Annotated in this window: 17 protein-coding genes; 15 read left to right on the top strand and 2 right to left on the bottom strand. The window is 51.1% G+C overall.

The window, feature by feature from the left end; genetic code table 11:
- Window positions 1-41: 41 nt before the first annotated feature.
- Window positions 42-3212 (top strand): GNAT family N-acetyltransferase, encoded by a 3171-nt coding sequence (locus B9T62_RS17465; protein ID WP_087916439.1) that lies wholly within the window; start codon window positions 42-44, stop codon window positions 3210-3212.
- Window positions 3199-4083, top strand: a complete 885-nt coding sequence (locus B9T62_RS17460) for an amidohydrolase family protein (RefSeq protein ID WP_087916438.1) — start codon at window positions 3199-3201, stop codon at window positions 4081-4083. The genes B9T62_RS17465 and B9T62_RS17460 overlap by 14 nt, the downstream gene beginning before the upstream one ends.
- A gap of 247 nt (window positions 4084-4330) precedes the next feature.
- Here B9T62_RS17460 and B9T62_RS17455 read toward each other — a convergent pair whose 3' ends face one another.
- On the bottom strand, window positions 4331-4771 hold the full coding sequence (locus B9T62_RS17455; RefSeq protein WP_087916437.1) for a DUF6376 family protein: 441 nt from the start codon (window positions 4769-4771) through the stop codon (window positions 4331-4333).
- 114 nt (window positions 4772-4885) lie between these two features.
- Between B9T62_RS17455 and B9T62_RS17450 the strand changes: the two genes are divergently transcribed.
- Both B9T62_RS17450 and B9T62_RS17445 read left to right on the top strand, forming a co-directional pair.
- Window positions 4886-5767, top strand: a complete 882-nt coding sequence (locus tag B9T62_RS17450) for a helix-turn-helix transcriptional regulator (RefSeq protein WP_087916436.1) — start codon at window positions 4886-4888, stop codon at window positions 5765-5767.
- 146 nt (window positions 5768-5913) lie between these two features.
- Entirely contained in the window at window positions 5914-7194 is a 1281-nt protein-coding gene (locus B9T62_RS17445; protein WP_087916435.1) for a glycoside hydrolase family 27 protein, read from the top strand.
- Between the two features lie 118 nt (window positions 7195-7312).
- On the opposite strand, the gene B9T62_RS17440 is transcribed toward B9T62_RS17445, so the two are convergent.
- Window positions 7313-8203, bottom strand: coding sequence for a helix-turn-helix transcriptional regulator (locus tag B9T62_RS17440; protein WP_087916434.1), 891 nt, complete (start codon window positions 8201-8203; stop codon window positions 7313-7315).
- Between the two features lie 184 nt (window positions 8204-8387).
- Between B9T62_RS17440 and B9T62_RS17435 the strand changes: the two genes are divergently transcribed.
- The 11 genes from B9T62_RS17435 (at window position 8388) to B9T62_RS17385 (ending at window position 26883) form a co-directional block, all read left to right on the top strand.
- Window positions 8388-9740 (top strand): ABC transporter substrate-binding protein, encoded by a 1353-nt coding sequence (locus tag B9T62_RS17435; protein WP_087916433.1) that lies wholly within the window; start codon window positions 8388-8390, stop codon window positions 9738-9740.
- Window positions 9741-9876: 136 nt separating this feature from the next.
- The gene (locus B9T62_RS17430) at window positions 9877-10800 is read left to right on the top strand and encodes a carbohydrate ABC transporter permease (protein ID WP_087916432.1); all 924 of its coding nucleotides are present in this window, start codon (window positions 9877-9879) and stop codon (window positions 10798-10800) included.
- Between the two features lie 4 nt (window positions 10801-10804).
- Window positions 10805-11662, top strand: coding sequence for a carbohydrate ABC transporter permease (locus B9T62_RS17425; RefSeq protein ID WP_087916431.1), 858 nt, complete (start codon window positions 10805-10807; stop codon window positions 11660-11662).
- Between the two features lie 51 nt (window positions 11663-11713).
- Window positions 11714-13675, top strand: coding sequence for a glycoside hydrolase family 127 protein (locus B9T62_RS17420; RefSeq protein ID WP_087916430.1), 1962 nt, complete (start codon window positions 11714-11716; stop codon window positions 13673-13675).
- A gap of 668 nt (window positions 13676-14343) precedes the next feature.
- Window positions 14344-15768, top strand: a complete 1425-nt coding sequence (locus B9T62_RS17415; RefSeq protein ID WP_087916429.1) for an ABC transporter substrate-binding protein — start codon at window positions 14344-14346, stop codon at window positions 15766-15768.
- Window positions 15769-15804: 36 nt separating this feature from the next.
- Window positions 15805-16758, top strand: coding sequence for a carbohydrate ABC transporter permease (locus B9T62_RS17410; RefSeq protein WP_087916428.1), 954 nt, complete (start codon window positions 15805-15807; stop codon window positions 16756-16758).
- Window positions 16755-17588 carry a carbohydrate ABC transporter permease gene (locus B9T62_RS17405; protein WP_169834401.1) on the top strand — a complete coding sequence of 278 codons (834 nt, stop codon included), beginning with the start codon at window positions 16755-16757 and terminating at the stop codon, window positions 17586-17588. The genes B9T62_RS17410 and B9T62_RS17405 overlap by 4 nt, the downstream gene beginning before the upstream one ends.
- An 18-nt stretch (window positions 17589-17606) precedes the next feature.
- The gene (locus B9T62_RS17400; protein WP_087916427.1) at window positions 17607-19145 is read left to right on the top strand and encodes a response regulator transcription factor; all 1539 of its coding nucleotides are present in this window, start codon (window positions 17607-17609) and stop codon (window positions 19143-19145) included.
- 45 nt (window positions 19146-19190) lie between these two features.
- A complete protein-coding gene (locus B9T62_RS17395) occupies window positions 19191-21050 on the top strand; it encodes a sensor histidine kinase (protein WP_087916426.1) in 1860 nt (619 codons plus the stop codon).
- A gap of 285 nt (window positions 21051-21335) precedes the next feature.
- Window positions 21336-24896 (top strand): DUF5695 domain-containing protein, encoded by a 3561-nt coding sequence (locus B9T62_RS17390; protein ID WP_087916425.1) that lies wholly within the window; start codon window positions 21336-21338, stop codon window positions 24894-24896.
- A 73-nt stretch (window positions 24897-24969) separates the two neighbouring features.
- Window positions 24970-26883 carry a putative Ig domain-containing protein gene (locus B9T62_RS17385; protein WP_087916424.1) on the top strand — a complete coding sequence of 638 codons (1914 nt, stop codon included), beginning with the start codon at window positions 24970-24972 and terminating at the stop codon, window positions 26881-26883.
- Window positions 26884-26985: the final 102 nt, after the last annotated feature.

Genomic DNA, 26985 nt, shown 5'->3' with positions numbered 1-26985 from the left:
GTAAGAGCTGCACTAATAGATGAAGATAAGGGGATAAGAGTATGACAACAAATACCTCAACTGAACAAATCCGTATTATTGAATATGATCCTTCTTATGCTGGAGCGCTCGCTGACATGTGGAATCGCAGCAACGAAAGTTGGGGTGGCGGCACCAACCAGAGAACAGAGGACAGCGTGCGCCGACAAATGGAGATCTCGTCTAGTCTTCATGCGTTTCTTGCTGTCGATGGCAAGGAGGTTGTCGGCTTCTGCAGCTTCGCCCACTACCAACATGACGAAGGGGCCTTGTATGTACCGCTGCTGAATGTGCGACCCGATTATCATGGCTGTAAGGTCGGCCGCAATCTGATATTGAACGCCGTCCGCAAGACAGTTGAAGCGGGTTGGCCGCGACTTGATCTGTTCACCTGGGCGGGCAACACCAAGGCTGTACCGATGTACAAGAAATGTGGGTTCTTCTGGGAGAGAAATGATGATTCTGTCCACCTGATGAACTTCATTCCAACGATATTACAAACCGAAGCGCTAGCCCCTTATTTCGAGGAGCTCGATTGGTATGCAGACAGCACTCGTGAACTCGTCATTGAGCCGGATGGCCGCCATGAGCGCGGCTTCGATTTCCTGGATTACACCTGGCATAAGGGAGAGCTTGCCTTGCGGGCGGAATTTGAGAAGACTGGTCGCGGGCTGACTGCTCTCGACACGCCGGAATATGCGATCTCCACAGAGATCGAGAACCATGATCTTGTGTTCGGTTCCGCCTATAGGGTTCGCTACCGTATTGAGAACCGCTCGGCAACCGAACTTTCGATAGAGATCAAGGGTCAGAACGATAAGAGTATCCGGTTTGCTCTGGATGCCGCGCGAACGATCGCTCCGGGAGAAACTGTAATTGTGGAGGGTGAATTCGAGTTAGACCCGATCCTGGAGGAGCAGAACAACAAGAAGACCCATCCCGTTGTCATGAGTACATGGGTCATCGGTGGCAAGAGGGCCGAGTTCCGTATGGGCATCGCTCCGAAATTCCCGGTTCAGATGAAGATGGTGCTGCCAACCAGAGAACTGCATCCGGGCATTCCGTCCGAGCTGTATCTGAATGTGGAGAACAATTTCGACTCGGAGGCGGAGTTCTCTTTGGACCTGCCGGAAGATGAATTTGTGGAATGGGCCGAACGTTCGGTACGCTTCACGGTTTCGGCTAAGGGCAAAGCATCAGTACCGATACCCTTCACCTTGCGGTCCTACGGACTCTACTCGCGCGAGATTGTAGTTACGGCTGTTTCGGCTGACAAGAAGGCAGTTTCCTTCACAAGCAAGCTGTCCGTTCTGATGAAGGGAACGCAAGGCCGTTATGGAGGGGAGAACGGGGATCAATGGGTCGCCGTGAATGGTGCAGTTTCCCTTCACCTTAACAGGCTGGATAATAACCTCTGGATCGAGTATCCAGGCTCCCACCACAGCTTCTGGTGGAACTATCCCAAGCTGGGTAAGCCGTTCGCAGAAGAATTCTCCAAGAAGCAGGCCACAGAAGTGAAGATCTATCCGGAAGGGGAGAGTCAGATTCTGGAAGCTCTCTACGAATCGGAGAACTACCCCGGCCTGCAGCTGAAGCTGGTGACCAAGCTGTTCGCAAGCGGTATCGCCGAATTTCATTACGAAATCTGCAACCTCAGCAGCAAAGAGCTGGAAGAGAACGTGTATCTGCTGACGAACTTCGGTTTCTTCGGCAACCGGCTCATCCTGCCGTACCAGGGCCGTTATGTCGATATGGGCGAGGCTTACTCCGGCGATCCGGATCATTGGGACAGCGCCCAGATCACTGAGAACTGGCTGTTCTGCAAGGAAGAGAACTTCGCTTGCGGGATCTGCTGGGACCCTTCCTTGAAGCTGCTTCGCTCGGAATATCCGCTCGGACTGGAGCATGATCTTGGCCGAATCGCTCCCGGAGCCGTAGTGAAGACGATGCCAACCGTATTTGCTCTGAACACCTTCGCCAAGTGGTCGGATTTCCGCTCCTTCGCCCGGAAATTGCCGACTCCGGTTGTTCCGGTGCTGGACAATCATCTCGAACTGGCGCTTGGCGGCGGCAATCCGTTCGTGGCGGGGTCGCTGAGCGCGGAGCTAATCGAACGAAAGATGGTTCCGCTCGCCGGGAGCCTCGAACTGTATGTGCAACATGGCGGGGAGCCGGAGCGGAAGGTCGCCGACATGGAGTTAGACCGAGAGCAGGACCTGCATTCCGCTCAGGTGGAGTTCTCTCCTGAGGAAGAGAATAGCCAGGGGGACGTCGAATCCGGTTGGAAGGTCCGTGCCGTCTATCGCGGTGAGGATCGGATTCAGGAGCGGTCGGCTCTGTGGTTCCCCAAGGCCGAAGCAAGCGTCACTTGTGAGATACAGGAAGGTGGGGCTGGTCCCGTGTATACGGTGAACAACGGAGTTCTCTCCATAGCCGCTGCCCCCGGATTCGGCAGTGTAGTGCATTCCCTGAAGTACCAGGGCGAAGAATGGCTGGACAGCTCGTATCCGGAACCGGTCCCCCGTTCCTGGTGGAATCCCTGGTATGGCGGACTCGGCGTAAGTATCCCTGGTATAAGTGGCTTCAGTCGGCAGCAGGAGCCGAGAGAAGCGGTTTGGGCGGAACGGAAGGATGAGCACGGCAACGTCTGGAAGGGAATCTGCATGACCACTCACATCAAGAAGCACGAAGCGAATCGAGGAATCACGATCAACCAGCATTACCTTATGCTGCCTGGTGTCCCTGTTCTCTGTGTACTGCATTCGGTGACCAACGGGAGTGGCGTGATGCTGTCGCATTTTTCACTAAACGATGACAATTTCTTTCGACCTTCGCCTGTCTTCTCTGAAGGAGTGGTGGAAATCCCAGGGGAAGGACAATTCCTTCTTGGGAAGCTGGAAGCCCAGCTTGACTCCAAGGGACTGTTACGAATCGGCGCGCTTTCCCGTAAGGACATGCTGCATGTGGTGAATAGTTATCCTAATCAGAGCTCATCGGCCTATGTAAACAACAAGGTATTTAGTCACGGTGTAGGGCACCAGCTCTCACTTCGGAATGGGGAAACCGTCTGGACACAGCCGACATTTCTGATCTTGGGACGAATCGCTGTGAACTCAGAGGATGTCCGAAGTTTTCTTAAGCTGACTTTTGCCAGTCCTGCTGAAGAGAAGGAGACCTTACATGCCGATCATTGATATTCATATCCATCTGTCAGATATCGAGAGCTTCCATCAAACAGCGACGGATCTGTCCAAAGTTGATTACACTGCCGCAGGCCTTAAGGCGGAGTTTGACAAGAACGACGTTATTCTTGGCATTGGAATGGGCGTCACGGAGCAGACCAAGGGTGCTTTTCCCGATTCCCATTCCCCCAATCCGATGGGCCTTGACCTGGAAGACAGTGTTCCGTCGTTCCTGATGGAATGCGTGGGCATCAATCCCAATCTGCTCACCGGGAAGCAAGCCCAGAAGGAGCTTGACCGGATCGAAGCGCGCTTGCAGGCTCCCGAGGTGGCGGGAATCAAACTGTATGCCGGGTACTACCATCATTACGTCCATGACACAATCTACACACCGGTCTATGAGCTGGCTGCCAAGTACAGCATGCCTGTGGTGATTCATACCGGCGATACCTACTCGATGAACGGCTTGCTCAAGTATTCGCATCCGCTCACCGTAGATGAATTGGCCTACCAGCAGCGCGGAGTGAACTTCATGATCTGTCATCTGGGTGATCCCTGGGTGATGGACGCAGCCGAAGTGGTGGCCAAGAACCCGAATGTATATGCCGACTTGTCCGGTCTCGTTGTTGGTGACCGGCCTCATTTTGAACGGTTCATGAATGAACCGCTGTTCATGGACCATTTCCGCCGGGCACTGGTGTATTCCGATCATTACGAGAAAATGCTGTTCGGAACCGACTGGCCGCTTGCGCCAATCGACCTGTATGCAGAATTCGTTCGCCGGCTGGTACCGGAGCAGCATCACGAGAAGGTGTTTTACCAGAATGCCATGGGGCTGTTTCCGCGCATCCAGCAGCGGATCGCGGAGCTTGGAGAGGAATAGTGAAATTCTTGGTTGCTACTTAGGTGCAGTGAGGAATGATAGGGAAATTCTACCGCTAGTTGGACGAAGGTTGGGTGTTCTGGTGAGCGCCACCTCTGTTGTACTACTCCGAAGGCGCAAACCCACTTGGGGATATGGCTGGGGTCCTAAGTAGTAACAATTCTTTCAGCTAAATTGGAATAATCATTAACAATCGCCCACAGGATGCTTGAGCTCCTGTGGGCGATTGTTGGTAATGCAAACAATGTTACTGCGGACTTAGCTGTGCAATCTGATTCAATAGTTCGTTCAGTTTGTTCAACGTATCCGGAATTCCGGTCGATTCAAAAGCCGCTTTACCTTGCTCCACATTAGTAAGGGCCTGATCGATGCCCTGCTGGAGTGTCTCGTTATATCCGACGATGGACTGGTGCAGATTCGCGGCATATTCCGGCACTTCCAAATTGGCGTAAGAAACGATTTGCTCCTTAAGTGCAGTTAACTTGGCCGTCAATTCTTCTCTGGTCTGCACGTCAGTCAACGCATTGCTGGCCAGGGTGTCCATCTCTTGCCCGAAATCCGTCAACGCCTGCATATACGACGCCGTATCGGTAGCAAAGCTGACGCTGTCTCCCACCTTCTCAGCAATCCCGCAGCCCGGTACGATCAGCAACACAAGCAGCAGCAGACTTAATCCATATCTCTTCATAGGCTTCACTCCTCTGGGATAGCGTAGTTGTTCCAAGTGTTGTAGTTCATACGTCTTAGAAAGAGAAAGGTTACGTATCATGCTATAATCGTTAAAAAAGAGAGGGGGGCGGCGATGAATTCCAAATTCGGTACATTTGGGTTCCGGTTCTCCGAAGATCAGGAACTTCCATTGTGCGGTTTATTCGCAGTCGGGCATGAGATGGTGGACACCCCTTCCTATATCTGGGACGGAAATTTGCGGAATGACGGGCCTTTGCTGTTGTTCCAATATACGGTGGCGGGTGAAGGAACTTTTGAACTCGGGAACCACAGGCATCAAATCGGACCGGAGCAGGCTTTTTTGGCTGAAATTCCTGGAAACCATAGATACTATTATTCCGCGGCTGCCAGTCAGCCCTGGGAGTTCTATTTCCTGTTATTCCGGCCCGCGTTAGTGCTCCAGCACTGGAAGCTCTTCATTAAAGAATGTGGCGAAACCCCGCAATTGTCCAGTAGAAGTCTGCCTATCCGTCTGCTGTATTTCATATTTGCCGAAGCCTTTGCTGGTCGGATCACCGACCCCTTGTTGTCCTCATCCTATGTCTATCAGTTTGTCACCGAGTTGTGCCGGTTCCCTACTTCCAATCTTCGCAACAGAGCGGAATGGCCAACAAACGTGAGGCAGGCTTCCGAATATATTGAGCAATATTATGCCAGCATGATCAGTATGGAGCAGCTGTCAGAGCAGGTGTCATTATCCAAATATCATCTGATTCGGCGATTTGCCGAGATTACGGGAATGACACCCAACAGCTATTTGAACCGTGTCAGAACAGAAAAAGCAATGGAGCTACTCCGCCATACCGACTCCAGCATACAGGCGATTGCCGGTCAGGTTGGTTATTCGAGCGGCAGCTACTTTATAAAAGCTTTTCGCAACCTTACCGGACTCACTCCCGGAGAATTCCGCAGTGGTCAGGATAACCTGCTGTACCAGCGTCTATTTTTCGACTAAGGAGCCAGTCCATCCCATAAATAAAACCCTAGGCGCAATTTTGTGCTATCCGTCGCTTTAAATCACTATAGATTCAAGTCATTATTCGGATTATCATTAAGTGAAGGTAAGCAACTTATTACTACTTAATGATAAGGAGAATGACAATGAGCCATAGAAATGTTGCGCCCTATCCACCACTCGGCTGGAACAGCTGGGATTGTTATGGAGCGGCGGTTACAGAAACGGAAATTCGGGGCAATGCCGATTATATGGCAGAGCACCTTAAAGCTTACGGGTGGGAATATGTAGTTGTCGATATTCAGTGGTACGAGCCTCAGGCCTACTCCTCCCAATACCGGCCGTTTGTGCCCTTGGAAATGGATGTCTTCTCCCGCTTGATCCCTGCGGTTAACAGATTCCCTTCAGCCGCTGGCGGCCAAGGTTTCGCACCGCTTGCCGAATACGTTCACAGTCTCGGCTTGAAGTTCGGTATCCATATCATGCGCGGCATTCCGCGTCAGGTTGTGCATAATAATACGCCGATCAAGGGCAGCGATAGCACAGCCCGGGATATCGCCCATACCAATTCCATTTGTCCGTGGAATACGGACATGTATGGGGTAGATGCCTCCAAGGATGGAGCGCAGGCCTATTACGATTCATTATTCGAGCTGTACGCAGAATGGGGTGTTGATTTCATCAAAGTTGATGATATCGCAGCCTCCAGGCTGTATGATACCCACCGGGACGAAATCCGCATGATCCGGGAAGCCATCGACCGCTGCGGGCGGCCTATGATATTAAGCCTTTCTCCGGGGCCTGCTCCGGTGGAATATGCTGATTTTTTCGAAGAGAATGCTAATATGTGGCGTGTTACTGATGATTTCTGGGATCTGTGGCCGCTGCTTCTGGATATGTTCGACCGCTGCTCCAAATGGGAGGGAAGACCGGGGCCAGGCTGCTGGCCGGATTGTGATATGCTCCCGCTTGGGCATATTGGTATCCATTCTGTAGACGGCGGAGGGACCGACCGGTATACCCGGTTTACACCCGATGAGCAACTCACCATGATGACATTGTGGTCTATTTTCCGCTCACCACTTATGTTTGGCGGAGAACTGAGGGATAACGATGAATGGACCTTATCGCTGCTGACCAACCGTGAAGTGCTACATATGCACCGCAACAGCTCCGGGGCGAGACAGATTAGCCGGGAGGACCAAAGCATCGTATGGAGCGCAGTGGGGGAAGAGGGCGTCCAGTATGCGGCCTTATTTAATGTTGGCGATGTTCCTTGTGAGTTATCTCTAGATTTAGAAGAGCTTGGAGTGGGTGAAGCGGCAGAAGCTTTGGAATTGTGGAGCCACCAGTCGGCAACGATACAGCATCGGAAGATCACGGCTCTGGTACCTGCACATGGAGTACAGCTCTACCGTCTGAAATAATCTACAACTTATGCTCACTTAAATTCATTCATTAACAGCAGAAACAGCAGAAGGATAGGCCAAGGATTGAGGCCTGTTCCTCTGCTGTTTCTTTGTTCTGCTGACGATTGCGGTATGTCTAGCGTTCCCGGATGAATTTGCTGCGGAAGCCTGATGGTGAGAGACCCTCCTTCTTGGAGAAACGGGAGGAATAATGGGAGACGTGATGAAATCCGACCTCCTCGGCGATGCGGGCCACAGACCAGGCAGTCTGCAGCAGCAGGCGTTTGGACTGCTCCAGACGGTAGTTCTGCAAATAAGCCATCGGCGTCATTCCATAGACCTTAAGCATGCTTTTGGCCAGATAATTCGGATGATAATTCAGCTCCTTTTGCAGGATGGAGTTGGTAATATCACGGGTATAATTGCAGCGGATAAACAACTCTACCCTCTCTGCAAGCTGAATGGCGGTTGCATCGGAAGGGAAGGCCAGATCGCGGTCGAGATGCTGCAGTAAGAGCTGAAAGGAGGCTTGGCGTTTCCAGTTGCGCAGGGACTGGGGTTCATGCTCCTGTTCAAAAAACAGCTCCAGCACTTCCTTTGCCTTGGCGGTAATCTTCATATGCTTAGGGATAAAAATGGAGCAAACATCGGCATGGTTCAGATAGGCCTTCTGCTTATGGCTTTCGATCAGCTGGGTCTGATTGTCCAGGCATTCATCCATATCCGTACATTCCTTCCAACTGCCAAACGTCTGGAAATGAATCCAGATGATCTTGGTATCCTCGGTGCAGGGAGCAGAGCCGTAATGATGCCCGTCGGGATGGAGAATCAGGATCTCTCCTTCCTGCAGATTCCAGTTTCTGCCGTCTTCACCGATAGGAAGGGTTCCTTTCAGCACGACGATCAGATCAAACACACCGATGCAGTTGCGGTTGATGTGGTAATCGCCGGCAGCATAGGTGGCGTGCCCACAGTCTACAAAATAGGGAATGGGCGGCGAAATGAAATGGAGAATGGGTGAGTTCATTTTAATTCCTCCAAGTAGGTTGAACTGATTAAAAATAAGGTTGGAATTCCGCGTTTTTTTCCATGATACAACATGTATTATTATAAATAAAGCGCTTACTAAAATGTTGATCAGGTGAAAAGCTTAAGACCGGCTTATCCCCTTAACAGGGCTGAGTATATATATCATTCAAGGAGGTAACTGAATGAAAAAAGCATTTTTGTGCACGACGGCTTTATTGTTGATTCTGGTCATGGGGCTCAGCGGGTGCGGTGGGAACGGGAATACAGAGACATCCCCGTCCAATCCGCCGGCATCAAACGGCGGTACTAAGGCTGAGGGTGGAGAAACAGAACCTGCCGGAGGCGAAGCACAAAAGGTGGTGTTCTGGACCTTCGTCGATGCCCATCAAAAGTTCTATGAGAGCATGGCGGCCAGCTGGAACGAAAGCCATCCGGACAAGGCGATTGAGCTTGAAGCGACTACCATTCCTTATGATGACATGCACACCAAGCTGCTGGTTGCCTTGCAGTCAGGCGTGGGAGCGCCGGATCTGGTCGATATTGAACAGAGCAAATTCCCGAATTTCATGAAGGGAACACCGCAGCTAGTATCGCTGAACGATATGCTGGAGCCGGAACTAGGCAATATCGTGAAGTCCAGAGTGGAGATCTACAGCAAGGACAACACGTATTACGGCATTGACTACCATGTAGGCGCAACCGTCATGTACTACAACAAGGAGATGCTTGATCAGGCGGGCATTAATCCGGATGACATCAAGACATGGGCTGACTTCGAAACGGCAGGCAAGCAGATGCTTGAGAAAACCGGCAAGCCGATGATTACATTTGAAGGCAACGGCAACTGGTCCTGGTGGCCGGCGATCAGCCAGCAGGGGTCCGACCAGGTGGATACTGATGGCAAGGTTACTGTAGATACGCCAGTCAACGTGAAGACGATGGAGTTCTTCCAGAAGCTGGTCAAAGAAGGTGTGGCGGCTGTCGCCCCTGGCGCAGGCCATGATACGGAGGAATACTTCGGGTATATGGATTCAGGAAGTGCGGCCTCCGTCTTTATGCCATTCTGGTTTATGAATCGCTTCACGGATCATATCCCCGATCTTAAGGGAAAGGTGATTATCCGGCCGATGCCAGCCTGGGAAGAAGGCGGCAACCGTTCAGCAGGTATGGGTGGAACCGCCACCTCCATAACGAACCAGGCAAAGAATCCGGAAGATATTAAGGAATTCCTGGCTTATGCCAAGTTATCCAAGGAAGGCAATCTGCAGATCTGGAAGCAGCTTGGGTTTGACCCGATCCGTACGGATGTGTGGAGTGATCCGGCGATGAAGGAATCCAATAAATTCACCGACTATTTCGGCACGGATATTTTTGACACCCTCATTAGCATTAAAGATGAAATTGCTCCGGTCCATATCCGAGAGAAATCGCCGGAAGTGTTCGATGCCATCCGGAACAAAGCGATACCGGAAATCTTCATTGACATGAAGGAACCGGCAAAGGTACTGAAAGATGTGCAAGCCAGCCTGAAATAATCAGGCGGCAGATTCAGAAAGGACGGCCGTGAAGGAGAGAGATTCTCCCTCACGGTCTCCGGTCTGCCAGGAATTTCGGCTGATTGTGGAGACGCAGCAATGCTGTTTCATATGAACTTAAGTGGAGGCATGGATTATGCAGATAGAAAGAGAGCTTAGGCATAACGCCAAAAGAGGGTACCGGCTGGGAAATTCGCAAAAAATAGCACCTTATGTATTTGTCCTGCCATTTCTCCTGTCCTTTGCCGTTTTCTTTGCCTATCCCCTGGTCAATGCCGGAGTGATGAGCTTTCAGGAAGTGCTGCCGGGGGAGGTTTCGTTTGTTGGACTAGATCATTACCGTGGCCTGTGGAATGAGGATTTTGGGGCGGCACTCTACAACAGCAGCCGTTATACCCTCTTGACGCTGTTCCTTCTGATTCCCGTCCCCATGGTGCTGGCCGTATTCCTGAATGCCAAGACAATGATGTTCAGCAATTTTTTCAGATCGGCTTTGTTCATCCCTGCGCTGACTTCGGTGGTGGTGGCAGGTGTGGTTTTTCGGCTGATCTTCGGCGAGTTGGACGGGGCATTAATGAATACCATCCTGCATCTGTTCGGCATTCCCAGCCAGCGCTGGCTGTACAGCTCAAGTCTTGGGATGTTCGCACTTCTGGTGCTGGCCGGCTGGCGCTGGATTGGGATCAATATTTTGTATTTCCTGTCCGCACTGCAGAGCATTCCCAGGGAGCTGTATGAGGCTGCCGAGATGGACGGGGCAGGCACGATGCGGAGATTTATGAGAATCACGGTTCCGCTGCTGAAGCCGATCACGATCTATGTCGTGACGATCACGATCTATGGCGGTTACGCCATGTTTACGGAGAGTTATATGTTGTGGGCAGGGAAACCTTCCCCGCAAAATATCGGGCTGACCATCGTTGGATACATCTACCAGCAGGGCTTCCAATATTTCAATCTCGGCTTCGGCTCAGCCATCGGCATTACTTTGCTCGGGATCACTCTGCTCGTAAGTGTGCTGCAATTGACGCTGAGCGGCATGTTCAAAAGGGAGGACTAAACGGATGCAGCCTAAACCGAAATTCAAGTTCACCCCTTCTTCCCTGTTGTTGCTGGTGATGTTTGTGATCCTTGCCGCGCTGATGCTCTTTCCATTGTATGCGCTGTTCATGGCTTCGCTTAAACCGGCCACCGAATTGTTCCGGTACGGCCTGAATGTGCGGGTGGATTTCGATATGATGAGCCTGAACAATTACAAGAGCATTTTCTCAGGAGAAGGGGCGGCCGGAAACTATTTTGGCTGGTACAAGAACAGTCTCGTCATTTCGGCGCTGTTCACGCTGCTGAGTCTGCTCTTCTCGTCTATGGTGGGATACGGTCTTGGGATGTACCGCTTCAAGGGGCGAAATCTGATCTTTACTCTGGTGCTTGTGGTGATGATGATTCCAGTAGAAATTATTCTGCTGCCACTCTATAAATTAATGATTTCTCTGAAGCTGATCAATACGATCTGGGGCGTGATTCTCCCGTTTATCGTCGCGCCGCTGCCCATCTTCTTCTTTCGTCAGTTTGCACTCGGCCTGCCGAGAGACTTCATGGATGCAGGCAGAATGGACGGGTGCTCGGAATACGGAATATTCTTCAAGATCATGGTGCCGCTAATGGCTCCTGCCTTCGGAGCGATTACCATTCTGCAAGCCATGAACAGCTGGAATAATTTCTTGTGGCCGCTGATTGTGCTCCGCACGACAGAGCAGTTTACCTTGCCCATTGGGCTGGCTTCGTTTGTCTCGCCGCTGGGGAACAATTATGAAGCGCTGATCGCCGGAGCTGTATTGGCTATTCTGCCGATTCTGCTCGTGTTTTTGTTCTTCCAGCGCTACTTTATGGAGGGCTTAACTGTTGGCGGAGTCAAAGGATAAGCTGTACCGGCAGGATGAGATCCTGCCATAGAGAAGAGAGGAGAGTTTCCTATGACAAAAACAGACAGTACAAGAGCTGGCCATATTCAAATCCGCGATCCTTTCTGGTCTGAATATATCCGTCTGGTGCGCGAGGTGATGGTTCCGTACCAGTGGAAAGCGATCAATGACCTCGTGGAAGGGGCAGAGCCGAGTCATGCGATCCGAAATTTCAAGATTGCCGCCGGACGGGAGGAAGGCGAGTTCTATGGGATGGTCTTTCAAGACAGCGATGTGGCCAAATGGCTGGAAGCGGTAGCTTATCTGCTCGAAACAAAAGGGGATCCAGAGCTGGAGGGCATCGCTGATGATGTGATTGATCTTGTCGTCCAGGCACAGCGGGAAGACGGCTACATGAACACCTATTTCATGCTTAAGGAGCCGGGCAAGGAATGGAGTGATCTTGCAGAATGCCATGAGCTATACTGCGCAGGTCATATGATTGAAGCGGCAACAGCCTATTACCGGGCTACGGGCAAAAGAAAGCTGCTGGATGCGGTCTGCCGGTTTGCGGATTATATAGACCTTGTATTCGGAACTGAACCCGGCAAATTACATGGATATGATGGGCATCAGGAAATCGAATTGGCACTGGTCAAGCTGTATCACGCGACTGGTAATGAGAAGTATCTAGAGCTGAGCAGATACTTCTTGGAGCAACGGGGCCAACAGCCGCATTTTTTTGAGCAGGAATGGGAGAAACGTGGACGTACACTGCATTTTCCACAGCTGTCTATGGTTCACGATCATGAATATAGTCAATCACATCTGCCGGTAAGAGAGCAGACTTCAGCGGAAGGGCATGCGGTCCGTCTGGTCTACATGTGCACAGCTATGGCTGATATCGCCGCCGAAACGAAGGATGCCGGAATGCTGGCCGCGTGCCGGAAGCTATGGGATAACATCGTAAACAAACGGATGTATATTACAGGCGGGATTGGGTCCATGGAGCAGGGAGAATCTTTCACGGCAGATTATGATTTGCCGGCAGATTTGGCCTATGCCGAGACCTGCGCCTCTGTCGGGCTGATCTTTTTTGCCCGCCGGATGCTGCAGCTTCACCGGAATAGCGAATACGCCGACGTGATGGAGCGGGCGCTCTACAACACCGTAATCAGCGGTATGTCCTTAGATGGAACTCGTTTCTTCTATGTCAATCCGCTGGAGGTCTATCCTGAGGTGCTCGGCAAGAACAAAAATTATAATCATGTCAAAGCGGAACGGCAAGGATGGTTCAGCTGTGCCTGCTGCCCGCCGAATGTCGCCCGTCTACTGGCCTCGCTTGGTGATTATATGTATTCGGCAGAGGCAGACACCCTCTACGCCGAGCTCTACATCGGTGGGCGTGTGGAAACTGTGGTGGCCGGCATGGGGGTAGTGATTGAGCAGCATTCCGATTATGTCTCGGAAGGCCGGGTGCGCTTTGAAGTTACACCGGAGCAATCTGCAGAATTCACGTTGGCGCTGCGTATGCCGGGATGGTGCGACACCGCCCGGCTTACCGTAGACGGCAAACACCGTCAGCTCTCTTCTGGGGATAGTGACGGTTATATCCGGCTGACGCGCATGTGGCAGCCGGGTGATACGGTGGAGTTGTGCTTTGACATGCCGGTCAAACGAATGAAGGGGCATCCGCTGATCCGCCAAACCTTCTCCAAGGTTGCGCTGCAGCGGGGACCCTTCGTGTACTGCCTGGAGGAGGCGGATAATAGTGCAAGACTGTATCAGCTGCGCTTGCCTGAGGAGAGCGAATTTATCCTGACAGAGGCGGAAGGTGTTCTTCATGGAATCCCAATGATTACAGTTTCCGGCAAACGGCTGAAGTCCGCTGCTGCTTGGGTCGAAGGATTGTACAGCAGTGATGCCGCACTTGCCAGTGAGCAAGCTGAACTTAAATTCATTCCTTACTTCGCTTGGGCCAACCGCGGGGTGGGAGAAATGTCGGTCTGGATTGAAGAAGAAGCTAAGAGATAAGTGCATATAACAACGAATATTCGAACTGCGGCTAAGGCGGAATGCTCCGAACCAAAAGACAAGTCTCCTGTGTGGATACTTGTCTTTTGGCAAATATAAGAAAGTAAAAGTCCCTTCCCCGTTCCCCCGATTCCCAGACCAACGCTTATAAACGAAGAGTCAGTATGCTCACCCGGAGAGGGAATTCCTGCAAATGTACAGGAATTTCCTCTCTAGTTCTCCTTGTTTGCTGAATTCCTGCAATAGTGCAGGTTTTCCGGCAGTTGAGTCTGTGAACCAGCGCTGGAGGGTCGAATTCCTGTACTTTTGCAGGCATTGGGTCCCCGAAGGCCGATTTACACGAAAATAACTGTAGAATTGCAGGCATTTTGGCAGTAGGTGATTAGATATGCCCGCTGAGCTTGAAGCTGGCGGTGCTGAGCTGCCCTGCGTTGCTCTGCCCTGCGTTGCCCTGCCCTGCCCCAGTGTCGTCCTTCCTTATTGAAGCTTCCAACGTTACACTATACCCGGCTTTACAGATCAGGAGTATGCCGGGTAAGAACTTCTGAAACGCTATATTAGATATAAAAATAATCCACCATTACAAAAATATTGTAATTTCAAATTGAAAGCGCATTCTCTATGATGAGAACAGAACCAAATCACACTATAGCAATGGGAGGGTTAATATGAACCGTAAAACAAAAGAACGGGGCAAGACGTTAAGGCTGCTGCTCGCAGCGGTGCTGCTGGTTGGTGTACTATCGGGCTGTTCTAACAATGGCGGCAGCACAGAGGGCAACACAGGGGGAAAAGTGGCTGACCAGGGAAGTGGCGGCAAATCGGCAGAGTCCGTTAAGCTGAAATTCACATTCTGGGGCAGCCCGCAGGAGAAAGCGGCGATTGAGAAGGCCACCCAGGCTTTTACGGTTAAATACCCTGATATTAAAGTGGAGGCTATTCATATTCCAGAAGCGGATTATGATGCCAAAATCACGGCAATGGTAGCCGGCAACGAAGCACCGGATCTTGGGTATATGCATGGTGAGCTGGCCGACCCGTGGCAAAAAGACGGCAAATTTGTAAATATGTTCGAGCTGCTGGATAAAGACGATGAACTGAAACGCAGCGATTTCCTGGACTATATCTGGTTCAAGTCCTCAGAGGATTTTGCTTACGGCATCAGCACGGCTGGTGAAACGTTTGGTTTGTTCTACAACAAGGATTTGTTTGATGCAGCAAGCGTGGATTATCCTCCGGCCAAGCCGGAATCCGCCTGGAGCTGGGATGAATTCATTAAGGTGGCCCAGAAGCTGACTCTTGACAAAAATGGAAAAAATGCCGCTGATCCCGGATTTGACCCGCAAAATATCAAACAGTTCGGTGTCTCCTTTGAGACCTGGCATGGACCCATACATGCGACAGTGATCAATAACGAAGGCGAATGGGTGACGAAAGACGGCAAGTTCGGATTCAGCCAACCGGAAGCGGCGGAAGCCATCCAGCGGCTGGCGGATTTGATTAATGTGTATCATGTGGCACCTTCACCGGTGCAAATGAAATCCATCCCCTCCCAAGCGGTTGCGTTGCAGTCGAAGCTGGCCGCCATGTCGATGCATGGCCAGTGGATTAATCTGGATCTCGGTGCAGCCAAGGTCAATTATGACATCGGTGTGCTGCCCAAAATGAAACGCAGCGTTCCCATGGGCATCAGCGGAGCCTCTGTCATCTATAAATCAAGCAAACATCAGGAAGAAGCCTGGCTGCTGACGAAATTCCTGGAGAATCCGGAAGGTGCCATTGATCTGTACAAAGGCGGATTGTGGATGCCTACGATGACCAAGTGGTATACCGATCCCGAACTTGTCGCACGTTGGGCCGAGAATAATCCGGCACACCCCTCCGGGTTCAAGGATGCGATGATGAACAATCTGCTGAACAACGGGGTCCCCAATGGCTCCTATTACATTAAGAACTTCTCCAAAGTCAATGCCATTACGTTCTCTGGCATGGATGAGGTGTGGCTCGGCCGCAAAACCGCGCTGGAGGCGATGAAGGAAATTGAAGCCAAGGTTCAACCGGAAATCAAAGGACGATACGATGTAACGCCTTGATAACGGCCAACTCTATTCGATTGGGAGACGACTGCCATGAATGTAACAACGGATCTGGCCAATAGCCGTGAAACCGTCAGGCGATCCGGCAGCAGACAACGTGCTGCCAAGGAACTGTGCTACGGGCTGCTGTTTGCTTCACCTGTGCTGGCGGGATATCTGCTGCTCGTGCTTGTTCCGATTGCGGCCAGCATTTATCTCAGCTTCACCAGCTATAGCGTGGGTACGGTGCCGGAATGGCTTGGCATCGCTAATTACAAGAATCTTTTTTCAGGCGCGGATCCGTTTTTCTATCCGGCTGTCCGAGCAACGTTTTATTATGTTTTTGTCAGCGTGCCGCTGGGGATCATCCTGTCTTTTTTTGCGGCATTACTGCTTAACCAGAAGATTGTCGGCAGATCTTTTTTCCGCGGAATATTCTATCTGCCTGTTATTATTCCGCTGGCGGCCTCTTCCATGGTCTGGATGTGGCTGCTGCAGCCGGACTTCGGGATTGTCAACTATCTGCTGGAGCTGCTTCATTTGCCCACTTCACAGTGGCTGGGAGATACAACCTCAGTAGTACCGACTTTGATTCTGTTCAGCTTCTGGACGCTCGGCAACACGATTGTTATCTTTCTGGCCGGGCTTCAGGGAATCCCGCGTCACTTATATGAAGCCATCGAGATAGACGGTGGGAGCGGGTTCCATAAGCTGATTTATATCACGATTCCTATGAGTTCCTCCATCATCTTTTTCAATACGGTGATTGCGTTTATCAACGGATTTCAGGTCTTTGTCCAGCCTTCGGTGATGACTCAGGGCGGGCCAAACAATCGAAGCCTGTTCTACGTGCTTTATCTCTTTAATGAAGGCTTCAAGTCCTCCCGAATGGGCAGCGCCAGTGCGATCGCCGTGCTGCTGTTCCTGGTGATCGCCCTGTTTACGGCCATGATCTTCTTTTTCTCCAAATCGCTGGTTTATTACGAAGGCAAGGGGGAGCAGAGGTGAGACGAAACTTATGGATAACCAAATCACTGGTTTACCTGCTGCTTGTGCTGGGCAGCCTGTTCTGCCTGTTTCCAATTGTATGGATGGTCCGCACTTCGCTGATTGATATCGGAGCACTGTATCAGATTCCGCCCAGGATTATTCCCGAAATTCTCCATTGGGATAATTTCCGAATGGCCTTGGATGCTTACCCGTTTGGGCGTTTCTTTGCGAACAGTCTGCTTATCACGACGTTGTCGATCCTAGGGGTGCTGCTCTCCAGCTCCCTGTGCGCTTACAGCTTCTCACGTATGGAGTGGAAGGGCCGGGACAAGATCTTCGGAATTATTCTGACCGGACTGATGATTCCCTTCTTTGTCGTGATGATTCCGCAATATGTATTCTGGAACGCGCTGGGTTTGACGGATACCTTCGTTCCGCTGGTAGCCCCTGCCTGGTTTGGCGGAGGCGTGTTCAATATCTTTCTGCTGCGGCAATTCTTCCTTGGCATCCCGCGTGAGCTGGATGAAGCGGCCAAGGTGGATGGAGCCGGACATCTTCGGATTTACGGGCAGATTATTGTGCCGCTTGCCAAACAGGCGATGATTGTAATTGGTTTGCTGACCTTTCTGGCGAGCTGGAATGATTATCTGGGTCCGCTTGCTTTTATTACTTCCGAGAGAAACTATACGTTAATGCAGGGGCTGACCCTGTTTCAAGGCTCTTATTCGGCCCAGTGGAATCTGATGATGGCTGCGACGGCGGTTATTGTGATTCCGTCCCTGCTGGTTTTTCTGATTGCCCAGCGCCATTTTATTGAAGGGATTGCGATGACGGGTATCAAAGGCTGAAGGTAAAGGGGGAGCATCATGTACGATATTTTGCTGGTGGATGATGAGCCGGGGCATCTGACCGGACTGTCCAATATGCTGCACCGGCTGCGTCCGGAATATGGAATCTGCACAGCGAGAAATGGCCGGGAGGCGCTTGATCAATGCAGCATTCACAGCTTCCAGATTATCATTTCTGATATTAGGATGCCATTGATGGATGGCCTGCACTTTCTGGAGCAGCTTCCCCCTTCGCAAACTCCGCGCCGGGTAATTTATCTGAGCGGATACAATCATTTCGAGTATGCGCAGCAAGCGATGAGTCTGGGATCGTTTGAATATATGCTGAAGCCGCTGGATACAGGCAAATTCATCTCGGTGCTGGAGAGAATGGAGAAAAGCCTGGAACAGGAGTTCAACGCGCTGCAGGAATATGAGCGGCTTGCAGTCAGGCTGGATGCCGCAGAGCCGGCATTTCAACACCGGCTCCTGAATGAGTGGATTGAAGGTACGCTTGCTGCAGCGGAAGATCACGAAGAATTAATCCGGATTCTCGGCTTCCGCGGCAGTGGCTGCCTGCTGGTTATCTGCACGAAAGAGGTCAGGACACCGGAATCTGTGATGGCGCTGCTGCAGCCTTATGGCCTGCGCACCGGATTTGCTTGCCGCCGGGAGCCGCACCTGCTGATTGTGGCAAGCCAATTGCCGCTGGATTCGGATTTGACTCAGGCGCTTGTTCGGCTGGAGATGAACGTGGGCATCAGCGATTATACAGACCCTTTAAATGGCAATGTAACTGAAGCTTACGACGAAGCCCGGATTGCTGCGATGTGCGGCTTCTATGCACAGGCAGGTGAATCCACAGTCTATTTGGCCAAGGAATGCCGGCTGGATATCAGCCGGGTGCTCATTTCCGACTCCAGGCTGGCGGGACTGCTGGGGGAGGCAGTCGCTGGCTGGGACGGCCACCATAGCTTGGAAGTCACTGTAGAGAAGGTGATCTGCCGCATGCTTGGAGAAGAGGCGCCGCCGCTGCCCGAAGTGCTGATAAGGGAAGTAACGCAGCTTCTGTTTCAAGTGATTTATGATCTGGAGATCTTGCGGGCGAATACGCAAGCAGCGCTGCTCCGGCGCGCTTCCGGTCTTAAGGACGGGATTGGCGGGTATCAGGAATTGATAGCCTCTTCCACAGATCTTCTGGAGGATATTGCCCGAACTGTGGCGGAAGCGAAGCGGGACCCCAAGGACAAGGTGATGACACAGTGCCTCACTTATATAGACAATCATTACATGGAAGACTTGTCGCAGGAAACAGTCGCCGCCAGGTTTCATTTCAACCCCAGTTATTTCTGCCAGTTATTTAAGAGCCGGGTGAACGTGACGTTCAATCAATATGTAACCGGACTCCGGCTGAACAAGGCCAAAGAACTGCTGACGCATTCGAATGCGAAGGTGTACCGGATCGCTGAACAGCTAGGGTATCATGATGTGAAGTATTTCAATCGGGTGTTCAAAAAAGAAACAGCGCTCACACCGGAGGAATATCGTTCCCTGATACGCAGCCTGACTGAAATTTAAACTAAATGACCGGCAGCCCGGGCTCGGGAACCGTTTGGAGGAAGCATGCTCAGAACCCGATTAAGACATGGAATGTTCGAGAATATGTGGAAAACCATGAAGTTAAGAACCAAGCTGATCCTCTGCTTTGTGCTGCTGATTTCCATCCCTTCCATCACTAACGCCATCATTCATTATAAGACCAGCTCAGACATTATTGTCAGCAACGCCGAAGACAGCATACTGGAGATCGTGAAAAAGAAAACCGAGATCAGCGATTTGCTGTTGAATACGATCGAGTCCAGAACCATCGACCTCATTTCAGATCCGGATTTGTTCCGTCTGTTTGATCGGGAGAAACCGCAGACTGACATGGAGCTGCTGCAAATGGACCGGCAGGCTTCCGCTATTCTGGACAAATATTTCAGAAACGAGCAGGATTTCTATACAGTCCAGCTTGTTACCAGTTACTACAGCTTCAGCGGGGGAGGCACAACTTACACCAGCACATCCCCGTTTGTTTCTGTAGCGCCGCGTGGTTTCGTGAATTCTTATATTTACGACAAGATTGCCGTGGCGGATGGTAGTCTGCAATGGTTCCCGACTTACGATTTGACCCGAATATTCGGACAGCCGGAATTGAGCGGAATGGACGCCAAATTCAGGATGGTATTCTCCACTGGACGTCTGCTCAACATTTCTCCCATTATTGACGGAGTGAGCCGCAGCTGGCCTGCGGAAGTGGAGCGGCCTGTCCTGCTGATTAATTTCAATGAAGAGTATTACCGGCAGAATATGGTGCAGACACCCACTATTCAAGGGTCATATTTCTACGTGGTGTCAAGCGAGGGGCAGATTGTAACTCATCCGGACAGTTCACGTCTTGGCATGACCGATGAGAACGGGTGGTACAAACAATTCAAGACTGTCTCCGGCACCTCACTGGTCCGGGAGGGAGAAGAAGATGTGCTGATTGGTTATGCTGCTTCCGGCATCACAGGGTGGGTAACTGTATACGTCGTGCCCTATCGTCAGCTGCTGCGTAATTTGCCCACGGTAAGCTATACCGACTTGTTCGTTACCCTGGTACTGATCATTCTTTCGATCGCCATCTCCTATTTTATTTCAGATCGACTGACCCAACCTATCAAAAAGATGATGGCGGCCATTCAGCAAACGGGAGCCGGGGATTTCACCACCCAAATTCAGGACCCGTCACAGTTGGAGTTTCGCATTCTGATCAAGAAATACAACCAGATGAACGAGAAGATAGCGGAATTAATTGAAGAGAACTATAAGAGCACACGGCGTGAGAAAGAAGCGGAGATGCTGGCGCTTAATCTTCAACTAAATCCCCATTTTCTCTATAACACACTGAATATCATCAATTGGATGGCTCTGGACCGGGAGGAAGCGGAGATCAGCCAGATGATTGTAAGCTTGTCTACCATGCTGCAGTATACGGTGAACAATGGGCAGGAGGATGTTCTGCTGGAGAAGGACCTGAACTGGTTGAAGAGTTACACACATATTATGGAGAAACGTTATGCCGGGATTTTTGAGGTGGAATACCAGTTGGGAGATTTGCCTTCATCGGCGGTTGTGCCCAAGCTTTTTCTTCAGCCTATTGTTGAGAACGCAATCATTCATAATATGCAGACGCTCGAAAAGGACGGTCGGATCATCATATCCGGCCAAAGATGCGGAGAAGAGCTGCATTTTGCCGTCTGTGACAATGGAAAAGGAATGACCAAGGAGCAGATCAATGACCTGATCATCCGGGATAGCGGGGGGATTGGGATCAGGAATGTCAAGAAGCGGCTGAATCTGATGTATGGAGAACAAGCAAAAATTCAGATTCAATCAGAAGTGGGTCGGGGAACGGTGGTAACTATAATGATTCCTTTAATAAGCAGGTTGAAATAATTAAAAATATAGTTGAAATTGTTTGTTTTTTTTCATAATTAAAGCTGTATGATTAGAAATAAAGAGACTATCAAAAAATGGTATTAAAGAAATAAAAAGTAAAACTATCACTGTGTACTATATTTAGCAATCCCTATCCGGTTGTCTCTTTTCAGGCGGCAGCAGGATATATAAATAGGGACAAGTCAAAGGAAAGGGGCGAGAATACACACATTGGCCAAAGAGTTTAAGAGAGTTAGAGAGAAGAAATCATACTGAATAATCGTTTCACAAGGAGGCTAATCCATGTCGCGAAATATTCAAGTTTTCTTCAAAAAAAGAACCCTATTAAGCACGGCGTTTATAGCCACTGCCTTAAGCTTCTTATGGTTTGCTCAGCCAGTGTCCGCCTACACCTTGTCAAACAGCACATTTAATATCAGTACCGGAACCCATGGTGATATTTCCAGTCTGAAACTGACCGGCGACAATTTCCCCACGAATTATGTCATGAACAGCAGCAATGCCCCTAACCAGAATACGAGCGATCATCAATGGCTGGGTGAATTAATGTTTACGTACCGCCTGAACAATGGGGCCTGGACTAAAGCCTGGACAAGCAAATCCGCCGATGCCCGCACCCAAAGCCAGTCCGGCAATACCGTCAATATAACCTACCAGAATTCCGCCAACAGTGAGGGCATCCGCAATTTCCGGGTAAATGAATCGTATTCTCTTGTAAGCGATTACTTGCATTGGAATATCCAGCTGACGAACACAAGCAATCAGACGCTGGAGATTGGCGACCTCGGGCTTCCGCTTCCGTTCAATGAATTCTGGACTGGCGGAAGTGATGAACAGATTTACGAAACGCGTGTGGTTACCCAATCCTTCATTGGGAATAACAGCTCTTATGTAACCGCCCAGAGGCCAAGCGGGATTGGGCCTTCCCTGCTGCTGATGCCGGATGCTTCGACTGGAGCCGGGTTCGAATATATGGACAACTGGCGTATTCAAGATCATCCCGGAAGCAAATGGGCGGGGGATCAGGGCGGTTGGGTGGAAGGACTGTCCGTCTATTACATTCACTCTAACGTAATCAAAAGCACGGGCAGAGGTTATCTCCCCAGCACCAGCCTGACGCTGGCACCGGGAGCAAGCAAGACGTATGCGTTCAAGTTCTTCAAGGCACCCACTGAACAATCCATTCAGGACAAGCTGTACGCTGAAGGATTGGTAGATGTGGCTGTCGTGCCGGGCATGATTGTTCCCACGGACCAGACGGCCAAATTCGACCTGCGCACCACCAAAACGATCACTTCTGTAACCGCGCAATATCCTGGTGAAACGACGCTTACCTCGCTTGGAAGCTCAGCCGGGAATCACAACCTCTATTCTCTAAGAATGAACCGCATGGGTCCGAATAACATCACCGTAAATTATGGCAACAACGAGAAGACCGTACTCCAGTTCTATGCGATTGAACCCGTAGCTGCCTCACTTCAGCGTCATGCCACATTTATGGTAGATAAACAGCAATGGAATGTACCCGGGGATATCCGTGACAAGGTGTTCGATGACTGGATGATGCAGAGCAACTCCAAACGCAATAATTTCGCCGGCTATTGGGGCTGGGGGGATGACTGGGGCTATACACATGGTCAGTTCCTGGCCGAAAAAAATGTGCAGAATCCGGTAGCTACAGAAGTCACGGCTGTTGACAAGTATCTGGAAACCGCGATTTGGGGCAATTTGATGGCTGACCATCATACCGATTATCTGGTCCCCGATTTCCTTATGGCCCCACCCAATACAACTCCGACCTACCGGGGCTATGCCTACCCGCATATTTACAACACGTATTTCAGCATGTACAAGATTTCCAAGCTCTATCCCGGTCTGGTAACCTACAGCCAGCCTAGCTCAACCTATCTGCTGCGGGCCTACAATATCATGAAGGCACTGTACGACGGACCGGTGGCTTATAACTGGAACACAGGCCTGATGGGCGAAGTGACCACGCCAGAGATTATCAAAGCCCTGCAAGATGAAGGCTTCACCACTCAGGCGAATGACATTATTGCCAAGATGAACACCAAATACAATAATTTCGCCAACACAACCTATCCTTACGGCTCGGAATACAACTATGACAACACCGGTGAGGAAGCCGTATACATGCTCGCCAAGATGAAAAACAATACAACCATCAAGAACAAAATCAACACCAAGACCCGGGCCGTCCGGGGAAAAATGCCAGTCTGGTATTATCACTCCGACCCGGTTACCATCAACGGGGAGCCTTGGTGGCAGTTCCAGTACACGGCTTCACTGGCCGGAACGGCAATGGATGATTGGGTGCGCAACCACTCCACGTCACCGGAATACGAGCAGCGTCTGACTTATGCTGCGAAGCTTGCGAACCTGAGCGCCATCAATTCGGGACAGATCAGCTCGGACCCTGCTGATATCGGCGCGGTGTCCTGGACCTACCAGGCTATGAAGGGCAATAATGGAGCTCTGGGTCTGGATAACGGTCCCCTGTTCAATGGCTGGAGAGGCATGTCTGGAGAAGCGGATTTAGGGTTGTTCGGAGCCATTAAACTGCTTAGCTCAGATGTGGCTGTAGACCCTATCTTCGGCGTATATGGATATGGCTGTGAAGTTACGGACAATGGCACCAGCTATGTGGTCACTCCTAAGGACGGTGTATTCCAGCGCCTGAACCTGATTACGGAGAAATGGGGCATGGAGCTGGGGCGTGACAGATACACCTCGGCAACGGTAGCCAAAGCGAAGAACAGTGCCAGCTTCACACTCACCAATGCTACACCGGGTACAGCTCATTCGACGAAGGTGACCTTCAGCGGAATGGCTCCCGGCACGTATAACGTAACTGTCAACAATGCGGCTTCTGGAAGCTTCACAGCGGTCAGTGGACAACCTGCAACGGCCAGTCTGAACATTGGCACAGCCGCGAGCTATGAAATCAAAGTACAGCAAGGCACGGTTATTCCCTCGCCCAGCATCATTGTGAAATATAACATGAATCAGTCTTCCGGAGTCACAGTGTCTGACTCTTCCGGCAGCAACAACCATGCAACGCTGACAGGGACCACTTCCTGGGGGAGCGGACGCTCCGGAGCCAACAATGCGCTGAATCTGAGCGGTACCAGTGCTTATGCTTCTCTTCCGTCCGGTGTAGTCAGCCAGCTTAACGATTTTACGGTTTCCGCCTGGGTGAAGATTACCGCCAACAGCGACTGGTCCCGGATCTTTGATTTTGGAACGGGAACGGACAGCTATATGTTCCTGGCCCCACAGAGCGGCGAAGGCGGGGGAATGAGGTTTGCCATTACGAGTGAGGGTAATGGCAGTGAACAGCAGCTTACATCATCCTCACCGCTGGCAACAGGACAATGGAAGCATGTGGCTGTGACACTTTCCGGCACGACTGGACGGCTCTATGTTGACGGGGTGCAAGTAGCGGTCAATACAGGGATGACCCTGAAGCCCTCCAGCCTGGGGTCTACCAGCCAGAATTATATCGGCAAATCCCAGTTCGATGATCCGAATCTGAATGGAGCCGTGGATGATTTCAACATCTACAGCCGTGCGCTCAGCGCTTCCGAGATTACCGCTCTGTTCGGAGGGACACAGCCGTCGGGTATTTCTTCAGAGGAAGACTCGTTGATTCAGCCTGAAGCCTCCGAGAAGCCGCTTGAAGAGCTGGAGGGTCAGCAGCCAACTGATAAGGATGAGCCGGTTGTTCCTGAAGATGAATCTGCTTCCGGCAGCGAAACTCCCGAGTCTGCTGAAACTCCAGAAGCTCCAGAAGCTCCAGAAGTACCTGTTGCCAATCCATAACTAGGGGAAGCTGCAGGAAATCAGTGCAAGTCAGTGCAAGTTCAGATCTGTTCAAGAAATGGAGGCAATCTGTATGCGAAGAGGAATCAGCTTGCTGTTGTGCTCCACCATGGTATTGGGTTTGACATTTGTGAATGGAGCGGCAGGAAGCAAGGTCAGCGCCGCTGCTGCCAACGAGCTGTCAGTGATAGATATATTCGAACGAGAGGTGAACGGATATGGGATTGATCTGGTAGACTGGCAGGGTTATCTGGCGAATCCCTATATCAAACTCACGGTTAAGCCCCCGGCGAACGCTGTATATCCCGTTACGGTAACCCTGCAGGCCGAAGGCTCTTCCCGGCTGATGATGGATTTGCCCAGTACCCTGTCCGCGGGTGGGGCGACCAAGACGCTGAAGTTCACCAACGCAGCCGAGTCCAAGAACTTTCTGCTCGAAATTGCTCCTGACCGGGTGGGAGCTGCAGGAAGTATAGAGAACTATACGCTTTCTATGCAAATCCGTGATAACAATGGCAGTACGAGAACCCAGACGATGCCGATCCGGGTCCTTGATCAGGACGATAATACAGACAGCTCGTTTCCGCTCGTGTTTGATTACCGTTATGACACCGTCAATCATTATTTTGACGATCCCGGAACCCGGGCTGCCGCAGAGCGGGCGATCAAGGATTATTTCTACTTTTTGGATATTTCGCCCTTTGATACGGTTCCCGCCGGAGACGAGGTCAATATTGTGCCAAACGATAATTTTAACGGCAACACAACGGTAAGTAACAATGCTCCTTTTAAGGGCGAGTGGATCTTCCTGCGGGGCATCAATGATCCTTACTCCACGGGCTGGTCCTCCAACAACGGCAAATATCACAAAATCAATGGAGTCAATGCGCCTGGGAATCTGCACCGTTCCTTGGGGACAGCCCTTGATTTCTACGCGAATGCGAACGTCTTTACTTCGATCAACGACGACGATTGGTATAAGACAGACCTCAGCCAGGTGACCGATGTCTACGGCCTGATCATGCATGAATTTGGCCACGGTTTCGCTTACAGCGACAGTTGGCCCGGAATGGTTGCATATTACAACAGCAACGGGACCAATGATCCGGAAGTGATAGCTTACCAGGGCCATGCCGTGAAACTGGATAACAGCTATCACATTCCCGGCGATCAGGCCAGCTGGGATCGGATCAGCGGGCAGAGCGGGGGCTGGAACCATCTTTTTCCTACCCGAAGATGGCTGCCGACCAAGCTCTCCCTGCTGATCGCGGAGAATGCAGGCTGGAAGCTGAATAAGAATCTGACTCCGTTCCTGGCGCCTTCGATTACGACGAGTACGATCCCGAACGGAACTCTAGGGCAGAGTTATACTGCACAGCTTGCGGCCAAGGGTGGGGTGCCGTTCTATGATTGGACGCTGGAGAGCGGAAGCCTGCCGCCCGGTCTTTCATTAAACCGCTTTACCGGGGTGATCAGCGGGACTGTGGCATCTGGGTTGCCACAGTCCACCTATAACTTTACGGTCAAGCTGAGAGACTATGATGAGGCGAGTGCGCCTGTTCTGAAGTCCTTCGTGCTCAATCTCGGAGGAGGTACGACTCCAGCTGCCTTATACGAAGCAGAAAGCGCGACAGTGAATAATGCCAACGTTAATGAAGCGGCTGGAGCTTCGGCTGGCAAATATGTAGGGCAGATTGATTATACGGACAGCTACGTTCAATTCGCTGTTCAGGCAGCGGGCGCAGGTCCTTATAACCTGGAGATCCGTTATGCCAACGGGACGGGAACGCTGTCGACCCAGAGCTTGAACATTAATAATGGCGCGGTGCAGACCCTCAGCTATCCGGCCACTGCGGGATGGGGACAATTCGGCACGGTGACAACCACAGTCCATTTGAACAACGGTGCCAATGCCATCCGCCTGTCCAAAGGAACAACAGGTTATGCTGAACTGGATTACATCCGCCTCACTCCGGTTTCACAGTAAAAGAAAGGCGGACTTTCAGGCTGAAGGAACTGTTTGCCACTGAAAACAGGTGATAGATTAAGGAAGGAGTTATATACAAACATCTCGTCAGTATTTACTGGC

Origin of the sequence: Paenibacillus donghaensis (assembly GCF_002192415.1) — a bacterium.
GTDB classification, from domain to species: Bacteria; Bacillota; Bacilli; order Paenibacillales; family Paenibacillaceae; genus Paenibacillus_AQ; species Paenibacillus_AQ donghaensis.
The sequence above is the reverse complement of the archived record's forward strand: the minus strand, read 5'-3'. Positions and strand labels throughout refer to the sequence as shown.